Origin of the sequence: Caballeronia udeis, assembly GCF_001544555.2 — a bacterium.
GTDB classification, from domain to species: domain Bacteria; phylum Pseudomonadota; class Gammaproteobacteria; order Burkholderiales; family Burkholderiaceae; genus Caballeronia; species Caballeronia udeis.
In genome coordinates this window covers 41,366-55,095 of record NZ_FCOK02000067.1, presented here as the reverse complement: position 1 = coordinate 55,095, position 13,730 = coordinate 41,366, and the positions used below count along the sequence as shown (strand labels likewise).

The window sequence follows — 13,730 nt, the reverse complement described above, 5'->3', positions numbered from 1 at the left end:
TGAGCCTTCGGTTCTTCGGAGCCTCAAGCTTAACCCGCGTCGCTTGAGGTACAGCAGGTCCAATACATTGTGTCTAGAGATCGGCAATCATCTTTTTGGTGTCCAGATGACGGCGTTCCACGGGGTATAACGTGTCGAGGAGGTACCCGCGACCTGGCCGCGACTGTTGATTGCGCTAGCCGAACCGCCGTTGCCACCGGGGAGCGTGCCCAGGTCGGTCATCACTCCGTGTTCATACAGAAAGGCGTGAAAGTTCCCGCTTGCATCGGTCGACGAGCCGACCACCTGGCCTCGATCGTTGATTCCGGACGCAGCACTGATATTGCCACCGGGGAGTGTACCTAGGTCGGTCATCACCCCTTTTTCATACAGGAAGGCGTGCTCGTACCCGCCCGGAGTGGCCGCCTGGCCGACCACCTCACCGCGATTGTTGATCGCGAAAGCGTCAGCGCTGTTGCCGCCGGGGAGCATGCCCAGGTCAGTCATCACACCGTTGTCGTACAGAAAGGCGTGGTCGTTGCCGTCGGTTGCGGTAGTGGACCCGCCGACCACCTGACCGCGATCGTTGATCCCAAAAGCCCAGCAGAAGTAGCCACCGAGTGAGCCCAGCTCGGTCACCACGCCTTTTTCAAACCGAACGGCTTTGGCATCCGTGATTGCGTCGAGCGACCAACCGACCACCTGGCCGCGATTGTTGATGGCGGTAGCGATACTGGCGTTGCCGCCGGGGAGCGTGCCCAGGTCGGTCATCACTCCGTTTTCAAACAGAAAGGCGCGCTCGTTGTTCCCGTTTGCAGTGGACCAGCCGACCACCTGGCCGCGATCGTTGATCCCGTCTGCGGCAGCATTGTTGTCACCGGGGAGCGTGCCCAGGTCGATCACCTTCCCGTCTTCAAACAGGGTAGCGTGCTCGTCCCCGCTCACGATGTTCGAGAAACCGACCGCCTGGCCGCGCTCGTTGATTCCACTAGCCTGGCTCGCATTGCCAGGGAGCGTGCCGAGATTCCTGATGACAAAACTTTGACCTGCGGCGGGCTGGAATGCGGCAGCCGCGAGCAGGGTGAAAACAATCAGGGCACGGTGAACGGAGTGCACACTGCAAATTGGCCTGCATGCGGTTTGCATAATAATTCCCTTTCCTGGGGCATGAACTGGATCGCCGTCGGCAACCGGGCAGTAGGCATACCGAATGCGCTTTGACAAGGACGCAACTGATCAGGCACGGACTTCAGCACGACTTCGGTTCATGTGCGGCACAAGGCGGTACACCTTGCGTCTCAATGTCGGGGGAGGTCGACAGGGAGTAGCGTTTTTTTGTATTTGGAAGATGGGCGCAGACAGAAGTTATCGAGCAGTCTAGTCCACGAAGTGGTTTTTTCAACTTATTAAGTGTGAGGCAGATTAATGACAATGAAAAATTGTGATTACTTGCCTTTGCTCGACAGTGGGTTAAACAATAGCTTGGGTTCGAGCGCCCGACCCTCTGGACCTCTTCGAACGCGGGACGGACATCAGCCCGTCGCGCTATATAGCTTTCGGCATGGCGTCGTCGGAGACAAATACACTTGGCCAATTTCCCCTTGCGGACTTCTTGGCGAGTCCTGGGACAGCGTCGCCGGTCATCAAGCTTCCCATCAGGTGATGCTCCATCCATTAATAACGTGGAACTCGACCACAATATTGTCGACGATGTTTGGGCGACAGCAGAACGACCGCTCCCGGCCGAACAGCGGCGGATGACGATCGGCTCACATCGACCCTGAGCGACCTTTCGTGGCATTGCGGTTCAAACGTCTCGCTCTTGAGTACATCGGTCACTCTTGGGACTGCCCTTGAGGGCGGTCCGGCCTTCACGTGGGTGCTGACTTTACTGTTCCGAACGATGTCTTCGGCACATACAGCCATTCAGGCATCCTTTAATCTAACGAAGAAGCGGGCCGACCGTGTCCTGATCGAGTCGGCCGACTGCTTGCTATCACTTGCCGACACAAGTGCCTTGTATACCTGACGCGATATCATTGAGCGAGGGCGCGTTCGTTTTTGGACTTGCGTCGCTCAAGAACGCGACAGCCGTCTTTTTCAATAACAATCGCGGGTCGAGCAACATGCGTGCAATAGCGAGACGAAGATTCATTTCACTGTCACTGGCTGCATGCGCAGCCGGCATAATCGCTTCTCGGGCGCGCCCGGGCGGCATCGCCTATGGCAAGGCGCCGCGCCAGCGGCTAGACGTATATGCGCCCGAGTCCCGCATCAGCACGAACCACCCCGTCGTCGTGTATTTCTACGGCGGAGGCTGGCAAAGTGGTCAACGCTCGGCGTCGCGCGGAGTCGCGAAAGCGCTCGCCGCGCGAGGTATCGTAACGATCGCGGCGGATTACCGCATCTATCCGGAGACCGTCTTCCCTGGCTTTCTCGACGACCCTGCTGCCGCCGTGCGTTGGACGCGTGATCATGTGCGCGAATTCGGCGGCGACAGCGGACGCATTTTCGTGATGGGACATTCCTCCGGCGCGCATATGGCGGCGATGCTCGCGACCGATCCGCGCTATCTGGCCGCGCAGGGCATATCGAATACCTCGCTCGCCGGGATGATCGGACTCGCGGGTCCGTACGCCGCAATTCCGACGAGCGACCCTCACATGGACGAGATCTTTCCGGCGGCCCTGCGCGAGCGGGCGCTGCCCATCGCGTTCGTCACGGGAAACGAGCCACCGATGTTGCTCGCCGCCGGCACAGCGGATACCGATGTCGATCCGCGCAACAGTGATCGTTTCGCAGACGCGCTGCGCGCGCATGGCGACGCCGTCGAACTGAAAAAATATCCGGGTTACGGCCACGATACGATCGTCGACTCGTTTTCGGGGGGGCAGAATACGGTCTCCCCGGTTCTGGCCGACGTCACCGCCTTCATCGATGCGCATTAAAGATGCGATTCGATAATCGGCGCAAAAAGACTGCGGCTTTCGCCCAGCCGATGGGCGGTGTCGAAAGCGAACGGCCATAGGAGTGTCTTGCTAGCCGATCGGACGAATGTCGCAAGCAGTGTGCACGCGTGCCGGGAAACGGCACGCTGCTGTGGGAAGAGGAACTGGTCTGGGCATATGACGCGGACAGCGTCTTCGACTCCGATAACGAAGTGCCTATTGCGGTATTTCCGGAACCCTGCGTCTATCGCGAAGCTGCTGTCGCGGCGCTGACCCGCGCCGCGAGACCATGGCGTCTGGTGTTCGAGAGCAGCAGCATGGCCGGCTGTTTGTCGGCCGCGCAGGCGGGCTTCGCGGTGAGGCCTGTCGCGCGCAGTCAGTTGCGCGAAGGGCTGCGTGTACTGGATCTGTCCGACGGCATGCCGCCCCTGCCCAATGTGCAGTTCTACGCGTTCGCGAACAGTACTTCTGCCGCCGCGCGCGAATTGATCGCGGCGGTGGAGAAATCCGGCAGGCAAGCCCGGTTTCATATGCCTGCACATTGGTAGCGGATGAAAAAAGTCGCGCGAAATACGTAAGTCATCCTGTCTAAATTAACCTCTTCGACCGTTTCTGCTATTTGCATCAGAGCCGTTTGACCCGCGGCGCGACATCGAAGTTAAAACAGATGGCGCAATCGCTTGAGAGATCGTGTTGCAGGTTGGCTGGTGTTGGCCACTCCATCTTCGAAGATGCACCCGATACCATCATCGTGCAAATCACGTGATTCCTGCAGCAGACCTGACACCGGATCCTGCATATTGTGTTGAAACGGACCGCACCAGACTGAAGCCAAAGGCTCCTGATTTCGCCGCAATGGAGGCACTCGTTCACGCTCGCCTATAATGGCAAGACCGATAGTGATTTCAAGGCAGGAGCCCTACTTTATGAGTCAACCACGCGGGCGATACTCGGGATCTCGCGACAAGGGCCAGCATCAGCCACGTCAACCTTCAAAAGCGACATCCCATCGGCAGAACAAGCCGTTTGCAAAAACTCAATCAACTCGAGACCCGGTTCAGACAGCATCCATTTTCAAAACACGTTCGTTCAAATTGCTGGTCGATGCAGCAGGGGCGGAGAACATTGCGCTCGGACTCGACTCCAACCTGACACGCGTAGCCGAATTGATAAACGGCGAGCGGTTCACGCCCGAGACAGCCTTTCACATTGAAACTACGCTTGGGTTACCCGATGGTTTTTTCGATGACCCCAATCCGGTCCTCACGCCTGAAATTATTGCACGCTTGAGGTCACCACTGGACTTCATTGACACAAACGTTGAACCGGAAGCTACCTACGTGGAAGCATCCAGGCCGACGTCCGTCATCCAGTTCAACCACCACCCCACCCCCACTGATCATTTGCCCAGGGAACCAGAAATGCCGAAGAAAACAAGTGGCGGGTCGCCAAGGGCTGCTGCAAACAGCAAGACTACGACAGCCGCGAAGCCTGCTGCGGCAACCCGGCCGCAATCGGCCCCGGCGAAAGTCAAAGCGTCCTCAAAGTCAGAGTCTCAGCAATCCCTCGCGTTGAATGACATTGCAACAGTGGAAAACATTCGTCGCGCCAACCTGCATGTCCTGACCTCCCTCAAAGGATCGAAGGTACGGCTCGCCGAGGTGATGGAGATCAGTGACTCCAACATGGCCAATCGTTTTTATGGACAGAAACGTATGGACGATCCCGAAGCAAACCGGTTCACGGAGCGCCTTGGTTTGCCCACCGGATGGCTGGACATTCCGCGTTCAGTAACCGATATCCCCGAGCCGGTTTCGGCGTTGCTTGTTCCTGCGTCGCGTCGTCATACGGCCGCTCAGCACGAACTGCCGCCGGTGGTTGAACCGAAAGCGACAGCCGCGAAGAAGCATGCCGTCACGAGCGTGAAAACTGCGAACCCTCAGCACGCTTCACCTCCAGACACCGGCGATATGAGTGCCGCCGCCTTCAAAACGAGCGCGGTCGTGGCACAACAAGATCAGGCGCTCCCGTTCGTCGCCGAACCTGCGATTCGGCAATCTGCCAATAACGATGTTCCGTACGTCGCCGATCATCAACGGTCGACGCCCGCTCCCTCAACGCAGGTCGTCACAGAGCCGCAGGGTCAAACTTCGGCGACCAGTCTGAGCGATCTGCATGGTATCGGACCCATAGCAGAGGCACTTATCAAGACACTCGCCGGCAAGGCGCGTACGGGTCGGTTGGATGAATTGAAAGCCTTGGAGCTTTTACAACAGGCGGTGTTGCTTTGATCTGATTTCAATGTGGCGATCGATATCGCCAGAAGGACGCCGGGAGAGCTCCCGCGATAACCCGCGAGGAGCGGTTTTCGCCGGCGTTTCGAATAGGCGTGCGGCATCGAGAATGTTTCGATGCCCGGAGCATAAGTACCGCAGCACTTGTTCGGGTTTTGTCGAGATAAGGCAATCGGAACGAGCAAAAGCGATATTGTCAGGATGACTTATTGATCTAATCTTGCACCCGTGTGCTTACGGCTGTCGAAGTATCTACGGGCCAGACCGCGAAGAAGAAGCTGTATTCGAGGTATTCAATATGCCGTCCGGTCCGAACTGAAAGCTGATCGTGGTGCCACGGCCGTCCGTGCCACCACCAAACGTACCAATGATTGGAATCCATGTCACCGCGAGCGACTGTGGTTTTGTGAACGCATAAACCAGATAAGTCGATCCATCTGGTAAAGCAGACGTCTGCGATGGCGTGCCCAGTCTGGCAACCACCTGCTGCTGCGTCGTCACCCCGGGCCTGAAGTCCGATATATCCTCAGGTTTGATCTCCCGCCCCGTCGAGCCGCAGCCGGCCAGAAAGCACGCACAAACGATCAACAGGGTCATCGTGGTTCGCGAGCCTTTCATACACTACCTCCTCCGTCAAATACCTGGTTCAACTTGATGCACATTAAAAAACTTGTGAGCGTACAGGTTGGTGGCGTGTCGCACTCGACGCGCCGCTTCATTTCTTTTTAAATACAACATTATTACATTAATATTTCAATAATTCGCCGGGCGTTCTGACTTGGCGTCGTGACCTTTCTCCACTATGGTTTTGACCTCATTACATTTAGTCAGAAAGCGTAGTCCTACAACAATTTCAGCAAATCCCACCCCAGTACCACTACAGAGATCGAGGTGCATCGCCGTATACCGATACAACGGCCATGGCTATTGGCCCCTCCTTTGGCTTTGCAAAGTCTCGCAAGGCCATTGGGAGTGCCGTAAGAGAAACCGGGATTCGAATCTTATAGCCAGATGTCGCGGATTGGACTCGTTAGCGATAGATCTCAAGGATGCGTGATGATTGAGTTCATGAAATACCTGAAAGCCGCCAAAGAAATAGCGGCTATTCCCAAAAACGATTCCGATCTACTGATCGCTCAGTATAGAGCTTTCACATTTCAGATGCCCCTCATGTATGTGATCTTGATGATCAACACATGGGGTTTGGCGGCGACCCACATGCACATGGCGCCGCGATGGATGACAATCTACATACCGGTTGTCATGACCGTGATCTCGGCCGTGCGAGTGATCGGCTGGCTGCGTCGTTCGAAGCAGGATGCAACCCGTGATATTGCGTTAAAGGCGCTGTCTCGCACCCAGCGACTCTCGGGCATTATTGCCCTCGCTTTCACGCTGTGGGCATTCATGCTATTTCCCTACGGCGGCGCCTACGAAAAGGCTCATGTAGCCTTTTATATGGCGATCACCGTTATAGGTGTAATTTTCTGCCTGATGCACTTGCGCTCGGCCGCTTTCACGGTTGCTTTCATCGTCAACGGCTCGTTTGTCATTTTCTTCTCCCTGTCGGGGAACCTCGTCTTCGTCGCAATCGCCATCAACACGGCCCTTGTCTCCGCGGCCATGCTTGCCATACTGCTGGTCCACTATCGTGACTTTACCGACATGGTGAGTGCACGCGTGGAAAATTTCCGGCTTGCAAATGTTGATAGCCTGACGGGTCTGGCCAACCGTCGTGCATTTTTTTCCTACCTTGACAACGCGTATGCGAAGGCCAGATCCGATGGAACCCGCCTCGCCGTAGGCATTATCGACCTGGATGGTTTCAAACCCGTCAACGACATTTATGGTCATGCGACCGGCGATAAACTGCTTCAGACAATTGGGATGCGCCTGGGAAAGGTATGTCCGGAAAACTACTATGTCGCAAGGCTCGGTGGGGATGAGTTTTCGATTGTGGCCTCAAATTTCGGCGATACGAGCGAACTCGTGGCAACCGGAGAACTCATCTGTTCTGCGATACGAACTGCTGCGCCGCTGGGAGATACGACACTGCGAATAGGAGGATCAATAGGATTCGCCGTCTATCCCGATATGGCGAGTGACACGGTGCAATTGTTTGCGAATGCCGACTACGCGCTCTATCACGGCAAGCGCACGGGTCGTGGCAGGGTGACACTTTTTTCGGTTGATCACGACGCCAAAATTCGATCCGACGCGAAAATTGAACAGGCGCTACAACATGCGAACCTCGAAGATGAACTGACTGTAGTGTTCCAACCGATCATCGATGTTTCGAGTCGATCGACAATTGGATTCGAGGCACTTGCTCGTTGGTCCAGTCCGACATTGGGTTCCGTCACGCCGGCGCAGTTCATTCCTGTTGCTGAACGAACAGGGATGATCCTGACGATCACCCAGACGCTATTGAAAAAGGCGCTTGCGCACGCCTTACTTTGGCCTGGTCACATCCGTCTTTCGTTTAACCTGTCCGCCCACGATCTTAGCTCGCCCGAGAGCGTCCACGACATCATTGCGCAAATCGAAAGGAGTGGATTCAATCCCACTCGGATCGATCTCGAAATAACCGAAACCGCCTTTATTCGTGATTTTTCGCAAGTTCGTAGTGCCACGGAGACTTTGCGATCGCTCGGATGCGGTATTTCCCTGGACGACTTTGGTACAGGTTTTTCGAGCCTGACGCACCTTCATGCGCTCCCGCTCACCAAAATCAAAGTCGATCGCAGTTTTGTAACGGGTCTGAACAAGAATCCCGCGAGCTACAAGATCGTCAAGTCTCTGCTTGCGCTCAGTCGGGATATGGGCCTTGATTGCATTGTTGAAGGCGTGGAGACGATAGCCGAATTAGCTATTCTCAAAACACTCGGAGACCTGACGGTTCAGGGATATCTGTATTCCAGGCCAATCCCGGCAGACGACGTCGTTAGCTTCCTTGAGCAACCGGCGACCGCTGCTTAGTCTTTACTTGTTCACCCTTTCCCGCGCAATCAAAGCGCCTGCGTCGCCCAGCCCGCGAGCGTGTCGCCGAAACCGCCCTGCACGCGCGCAGCAACGCGAGCGCTGGTGACAACGCGCGGCGCGGCGCTCCACGCAATGTTGGCGCCAATCGCAATCAACCGTTCGACGAGCACCACATCTTCCCGGCACGCGAGTGGCGGGAAACCTCCGGCTCGCCGGTACGCCGATGCGCACACGCCGAGATTCGCGCCGTGTACGTGACGGTGGCCGTCCCTATCGCGATAGATGCGGGCGAAGACCTCCCTCACCGCGGGCGGATGCGCGTCCCAATCGTCGACGCAGATCGAACCGCAGACCGCCTCGACACCGAGCGAAAGCTGCACGGCTAGCCAGTCCGGTGAAACGCGGCTGTCGGCGTCGGTAAAAGCCAGCCAGCGCGCGCCGGCCGCAAGCAGGAGCGCCGCACCGGCCGCCCGCGCGACGCCGACATTGCGCGCGGCAACGGTCAGGATTTCCACGCCGGCCGCACACGCGATCGCTTCACTGCGATCCGTACAGGAATCAAGAACGACGACAATACGCACGGTCTCGCCGGCAAGCGCGGCATGACCGGCGGCCACGGCAAGCGCGGCAAGGCAGCAGCCCAGGAGCGCCTCTTCGTTGTGTACGGGAATGACGGCGCCGATCATGCAAGCGACTCTCTTTGTGCAACGGAACGTCCGTCGCGGGTCCAGACGTCGATCAGCACATCCGCGTCCAGATGGTGTGCCACCGGCAAAACACCGCAGTGCGAAGCAAAGCAGTCGTGCACCGCCTCGGCCGAGGCCTGCCGCTCGGCAAACGCATGCCGCCAGTCGCAGGCGAGCAGGCAGCCGTCGTCGGCCAGCGAATCTCCGATGCGTTTGGCGAGCTGTTGCAGGTCGTCCGAGCCGAGGTAGTACGCGAACTCGCTGACGACGATCAGATCGAATGGCGCGTAGCCCTGGCCCTGCGGCCATTCCCGAGGCAGCATGCGCTGCTCGACACGTGCGTGAGGCCATGATGCAAGCCGCGTACGCGCCGCCCGAACCGCGCTCTCGTGCAGGTCGGCCGCGAGCAAGGCGTCGCAGCGCGGTGCGAGCACAGCGCTCAACTCGCCGTTCGCGCAGCCGGGCTCGAAGACGTTGCGGTAGTGCTCGCGCGGCAGCATCGCGGCCGTCAATGCGCGCTTGCGCCGCTCGTACCAGCGCTCACGCAAACACCAGGGATCGTCGTCATGCGCGTAGAGAGCGTCGAAATAGCGCTGTTGTTCACGCCGGTCCGGTGTGTCGGAAAGAGGCGGCAGCGCGCCGGTGCAACCGATCAAAGCGACCATCGCTCACCCCCAACCGTTGATGCCGCGTCTTGTGCCACGGCCTCGCCGAGCGCCGCCAGATCGCGCTCGGCATGGCTTTGCCTGATGAACACGGGAAGGTCGGCAAGCGCGCGTGCGAACGCCGCATCCCGGCAATACGGCGCCGCTCCGAGCGCGCGCCCGACCGCGGCAAGTACGGTATCGACCGCGGCCTCCACGCCGAGCCGGGCTCGCAACGCAGCGTCATGCAGACCGTCGCTCGGGTTGGCATCGATAAGCCGTGCGGTCTCGCGCAAGAGCGCTGCTGCGCCCGCCAGGGCGACATCGGCCGTGCCAAGATGCGCGAGCCGATATGGATCGGGGCGCGCCGCCGTCGCCTCGCGCAAACGCCGCGCAAGTCCGGCTGCGGCGCCGAACCAGCAGGCAGCGATGCCCGCGCCGCCCTGCCAGAACCCGGGGCGGTGGACGTAATCATGGGGCTTGCCAATCAGCACGGCCGGAGCATTCTCGAATCGCACATCGCCGCTCGCGGTGGCCCGCATGCCCACCGCGTGCCAACGCTCGGTGCTCACTGCCGTCTGCGGACCGCCTATCGGCACGGCTGCGAGTATCGGCTCGCCGTCGAGCCACGCTATGACGAGTGCATCGGTTACGGCGCGCGCGCCGGAGCACCACGACTGCACGCCGGAAAGCTGAACAATCCGGTCTTCGACACGCACCGCTGCCACGCGCGCATCGGGCGCCTGAGCGGCCCATACCGCCCAGCGGCGACCCGGGCGCGGCGCCGGGCCGTGCAGTTCGGCGAGAATCGCAAGCGCATCCGTGTGTCCTTCGAACAGTTTGACGAGACCCAGGTCGCGCGCCGCGACGGCGGCGAGCGAGCGCCAGCGTTCGAGCGTGGCGCCGCCGCCCGGCAGCGGCAGACGATCGAAACCGCCGTCGACCAACACGTCAAAAGCCTCGCCTAGCGAGCGTGGATCGTCGGGATCGAAGCGCAGTTCGGCGAGACAGGCGTCGAGTGCGTGCGGGGCGAGGTTAACGGTTTCCTGCATCGCTTCTCCTTGTCGGTGGCCTTGGGCAACGCGCCCATTGCGAATTGGTCCCGCAAGGGCTATTCCTGTGCCGGCCGTCGATCCCGGCAGCGGCTTTGTCGCGGGCTAGCACTGGGTCAGCAACCCCCATGCCACGGCGGCGCTCGCGCCGCACAAGGTGTTTGAGCAGGACAGACGGAATGTCGTGTTTTGATGCCGGGTGCGATGATGGCCCCGCCTATCGCGATGGATGCGACCGGCAATGGATGCGACCGGTTTCTTAACCTCCTTGTGTGCGTGCTTCGGTTCATGTCACTCGCTGACGATCACCGCGAGGCGCAGGAGCATATTCACCGGATGGTCGACGCACTCGAAAATCTCTATCAACTGACGAACGTGACGCTGAATACATCCAGGCTGAGCGCGGACGAGGCGCTGCAGCAATTGCTGACGTGAACCCATCCGGCCGAGACAAGCTCGGCCGCCGTGGATCACTAACAGCCTTGTCCAAGTCAGTCGCTCGCGCTCTGCGGTCCGGCCGTGGGCTCAAGGCTCAACTCTCAGGGCTCCGGGCCAATCTCCGTCGCACCCTCTGCCGACTCGGCCAGCCACACCAGCTTCTCCATGTTCGACTGGTGCATGCTCTTCGACGTAAGCCGGACATCGACGCGATTGACGACGACCAGATCGAGCGACGGCACAACGACCGCATATTGCCCGTGGTTGCCGTCGGCCCAATAGGTTGCGCGCAGGAGGGCCAGCTTCGCACCACGCGGACCGCTCGCGGGCGTGCTCGTCCACCACATGTATCCGTAGCCGCCAGTCGGCGTATTGGAGTACGAACGAGTTGATTCCATGACCCAGCTTGCAGGAACAATCTGCCGGTCACCCCAGCGGCCATTGTTCAGGTACAGCAGCGCAAAGCGAGCGAGATCGCGGGCACTCATGTCAATTGGATAGGCCGGATATCGGGTCGTCAGTCCGCCCGACACATACTGCCCATCCGAAGGACGATAGTCCTGCATGCCGATCGGATCTGCGATTTCAGTTTTCAGTGCGTCGAAGATGCGCTGATTCGTTGCCTTCTCGTAGATCGTGCCGAGCGTGTTGAAATCCCAGTTGTTGTAGTACCAGAACGTACCCGGAAAGTGACTGCCGCGCGGCGGCTTCGACGCCACCATTCCTGATGTTTCATAGACGGTGGGGTGATAGACACCCGAGCGGGCCTCGAGCATCATGCGCACGCTTGCCTGCTTCTCGGTCGGTGTCAGGGACGGCTCGTTATCATCTATACCGAGTTGTTCCAGCGTCTCGTCCGGATGTATCTGGCCTCTGGCGACCGCAATTCCAATCAGCGCGCTCATGAAGCTCTTCCTCCCCGAATAGAGATTCGACCTCCTTGAAACATCGCCCCACTCAGCGACGACCAGACCATGCTGAATGATCATGCCGGATGTCGAGCCCTCCCGTTTTGCATAGGCTACGGCCTGGTCAAGTCCTTGCTGCGAGAAGCCCACTGTTGCAGGGTCGACTCGAGTCCATTCCACTCCGGGAAACGGCGACTGCGCACTCTGGTCGCCAAGAGCTATTGAGCGGTACGGATAAGGAAATTACCCTTGCGAGAGTGGCAAACCGATCGCCAGGAAAATCTTCAAATTTCCATCGACACGATAACCCCGTCCCCGACTCTCAACTCACCCGGGACCGGACAATCACCTCCCCTGCGCGCGCACCACAATGCGCGCCTTGCCACCACGTCAACTCCCCGTTCACCACCACGGCTTCCACACCGTCGGCGGCGTCGGTCGGCGTGTCGTAGGTTGCCCGGTCCTTGATGGTGGCGGCGTCGAATATAACGATATCAGCGTGATTACCCGTCTCAAGCGTGCCGCGTCCCGTCAAGCCGAAGTTCCTGGCTGTGAGTCCGCTCATCTTCCACACTGCGGTTTCCAATGGAAACAGGCCGACGTCGCGACTGTAGTGTCCAAGCACGCGTGGAAACGTACCCCACAAACGCGGATGCGGCTTCTCGCCCAACGCCAGCCCGTCCGATCCGATCATCGTGTCGTCGAATGCCAGGATGCGCCGCACGTCGTTCTCGTCCATGCTGAAGTAGATCGCGCTCGCCGGTTGCAAGCGTCTGGACGCCTCGGTGCGGCTTACGCCCCACTCCTGTGCAATCTCCCCCAGATCACGACCCGCCAGTTCGGGATGGGGTTCACTGGTCGCAATACGCACCCGTCCCTGGAGTTTCGTTTCATCGGTGTGCAGCATGGTCGAGCTGGCGTCGTAGGGATAACAATCGAGTGCCACGCACTGGCATTGCATTGCCGCACGGATCATCGGCAACGTCAGCGTCGACCTGCCGAAGTTCGCCTCGCGTTGCAGCTTGTGATGCGAAATCACGACCGGCACGTCGAGCGCGCGGCCGATCTCGAACGTCTCGTTGAGCGAGTCGATGCAGCCGTCCGCCTCGTTGCGCATGTGCGTCACATAGACCGCGCCGGTGCCGGTCAACGGGCGGCACACCCTGATCACTTCTTCCGTTGGCGCAGCGGCGGCGGGCGGATAGTACGTGCCCGTGGAAATGCCAATTGCACCAGCTTCCAGCGCTTCGGTCAACAAGCCCTGCATCGCTTCGATCTCCCCGTCATCGGCTGCCCGATCGAGCGAGTCCATTGTCATCACGCGCAGGGTGGTGTGACCCACCATCGCGGCCACGTTGACGGATGATGGCGAGCGGCGAACCGCGTCGAGATAGTCGGCAAAACGCGAAAATGCAGCGCGTGGCGCGTGTTCGTCGTCCGTCAACAAGCTCAACGGCATTGGGCGCGGCGCATCCGGGCTCAATGGCGCAAGGCTGATGCCGCAGTTGCCGGTCACGACCGTGGTTACACCCTGGGAGATCTTGCAGATCATCTGCGGATCGAAGAGAACAGCAGAGTCGTCATGAGTATGCGAATCGATAAAACCCGGCGCGACGATCTTGCCGGTTGCATCGATAATCTTCGCCGCTGAACGCGCTCGCAGGTCACCGATCTCCGCGATACGTCCGTTGCGGATACCCACGTCGGCGTCAAAGCGCGGACGACGCGTGCCGTCGATCACCGTACCGCCGCGAATGATGAGATCAAATAAATCGGCATCCTGATTAATCATGAAAGAT

General features: G+C 59.2%; 12 protein-coding genes. 5 read left to right on the top strand and 7 right to left on the bottom strand.

Annotated elements, in window-relative coordinates:
* Positions 1–87: 87 nt before the first annotated feature.
* Positions 88–1,125, bottom strand: a complete 1,038-nt coding sequence (locus AWB69_RS33970; protein WP_063977967.1) for an HAF repeat-containing protein — start codon at positions 1,123–1,125, stop codon at positions 88–90.
* Positions 1,126–2,018: 893 nt separating this feature from the next.
* Here AWB69_RS33970 and AWB69_RS33965 point away from each other — a divergent pair.
* The 3 genes from AWB69_RS33965 to AWB69_RS33955 all read left to right on the top strand — a co-directional run bounded on the left by AWB69_RS33965 (position 2,019) and on the right by AWB69_RS33955 (position 5,218).
* Positions 2,019–2,927, top strand: a complete 909-nt coding sequence (locus AWB69_RS33965) for an alpha/beta hydrolase (protein WP_231937322.1) — start codon at positions 2,019–2,021, stop codon at positions 2,925–2,927.
* A gap of 128 nt (positions 2,928–3,055) precedes the next feature.
* Positions 3,056–3,475: a LysR substrate-binding domain-containing protein gene (locus tag AWB69_RS33960; RefSeq protein WP_062091194.1), complete on the top strand. Its 420-nt coding sequence runs from the start codon at positions 3,056–3,058 to the stop codon at positions 3,473–3,475.
* 378 nt (positions 3,476–3,853) lie between these two features.
* Complete coding sequence (locus AWB69_RS33955) at positions 3,854–5,218, top strand: hypothetical protein (RefSeq protein ID WP_062091193.1); 1,365 nt, start codon at positions 3,854–3,856, stop codon at positions 5,216–5,218.
* Positions 5,219–5,473: 255 nt separating this feature from the next.
* Here AWB69_RS33955 and bamE read toward each other — a convergent pair whose 3' ends face one another.
* Entirely contained in the window at positions 5,474–5,818 is a 345-nt protein-coding gene (bamE, locus tag AWB69_RS33950; protein ID WP_062091201.1) for an outer membrane protein assembly factor BamE domain-containing protein, read from the bottom strand.
* Between the two features lie 459 nt (positions 5,819–6,277).
* On the opposite strand from bamE, the gene AWB69_RS33945 reads away from it, so the two are divergent.
* Positions 6,278–8,200 (top strand): putative bifunctional diguanylate cyclase/phosphodiesterase, encoded by a 1,923-nt coding sequence (locus tag AWB69_RS33945; protein WP_231937321.1) that lies wholly within the window; start codon positions 6,278–6,280, stop codon positions 8,198–8,200.
* A 29-nt stretch (positions 8,201–8,229) separates the two neighbouring features.
* Here AWB69_RS33945 and AWB69_RS33940 read toward each other — a convergent pair whose 3' ends face one another.
* From AWB69_RS33940 to AWB69_RS33930, 3 genes are read right to left on the bottom strand one after another with little or no spacing between them, the layout of a single operon-like run.
* Positions 8,230–8,889: a glycosyltransferase gene (locus AWB69_RS33940; RefSeq protein WP_062091192.1), complete on the bottom strand. Its 660-nt coding sequence runs from the start codon at positions 8,887–8,889 to the stop codon at positions 8,230–8,232.
* Positions 8,886–9,554 carry an SAM-dependent methyltransferase gene (locus AWB69_RS33935; RefSeq protein WP_082913707.1) on the bottom strand — a complete coding sequence of 223 codons (669 nt, stop codon included), beginning with the start codon at positions 9,552–9,554 and terminating at the stop codon, positions 8,886–8,888. Before AWB69_RS33935 ends, AWB69_RS33940 begins: the two co-directional genes overlap by 4 nt.
* Positions 9,542–10,585: an acyl-CoA dehydrogenase family protein gene (locus AWB69_RS33930; protein WP_156529058.1), complete on the bottom strand. Its 1,044-nt coding sequence runs from the start codon at positions 10,583–10,585 to the stop codon at positions 9,542–9,544. Before AWB69_RS33930 ends, AWB69_RS33935 begins: the two co-directional genes overlap by 13 nt.
* A gap of 204 nt (positions 10,586–10,789) precedes the next feature.
* Between AWB69_RS33930 and AWB69_RS48890 the strand changes: the two genes are divergently transcribed.
* On the top strand, positions 10,790–11,020 hold the full coding sequence (locus AWB69_RS48890; RefSeq protein ID WP_197500380.1) for a hypothetical protein: 231 nt from the start codon (positions 10,790–10,792) through the stop codon (positions 11,018–11,020).
* Between the two features lie 104 nt (positions 11,021–11,124).
* On the opposite strand, the gene AWB69_RS33920 is transcribed toward AWB69_RS48890, so the two are convergent.
* Complete coding sequence (locus AWB69_RS33920; RefSeq protein WP_156529056.1) at positions 11,125–12,012, bottom strand: serine hydrolase domain-containing protein; 888 nt, start codon at positions 12,010–12,012, stop codon at positions 11,125–11,127.
* A 241-nt stretch (positions 12,013–12,253) separates the two neighbouring features.
* Complete coding sequence (locus AWB69_RS33915; protein ID WP_062091189.1) at positions 12,254–13,723, bottom strand: N-acyl-D-amino-acid deacylase family protein; 1,470 nt, start codon at positions 13,721–13,723, stop codon at positions 12,254–12,256.
* Between the last annotated feature and the right edge of the window lie 7 nt (positions 13,724–13,730).